We start from the raw sequence: 273 nt of genomic DNA, 5'->3' as shown, positions 1-273 counted from the left end.
TGGTGCCCGCCACGATGCCAAGGTCGTTCCTCAGGCGCTGCGCGGCGATGGTGTCAAGCAGATCAGGATAGGCGCCCTTGGCAAACAGCGGCAGATCGGCATCAATTTCCGCCGTCCACTGCGCGTCGAGCGTTGAATAGGCGGTGTTGCAGCGAACGATCGACGAGGTCACGCCGGTGCCACTGCGCGTGAGGAACTTCTGGGCACGCGCCGGACTACCGGGCCCGATGTCGCGCCACAGGTTGTTGCTGTTCGTCAGCGTCTCCATCGGAG

General features: G+C 64.1%; 1 protein-coding gene. It reads right to left on the bottom strand.

Annotation, left to right across the window (positions count from 1 at the left end):
- A partial coding sequence (locus AX708_RS20720; protein WP_197426335.1) for a hypothetical protein occupies positions 1 to 273 on the bottom strand: 273 nt, incomplete at both ends.

It is taken from the genome of Erythrobacter sp. CCH5-A1 (assembly GCF_001557115.1).
Lineage (GTDB): Bacteria > Pseudomonadota > Alphaproteobacteria > Sphingomonadales > Sphingomonadaceae > Erythrobacter.
This window is presented reverse-complemented; position numbering and strand designations above follow the sequence as displayed.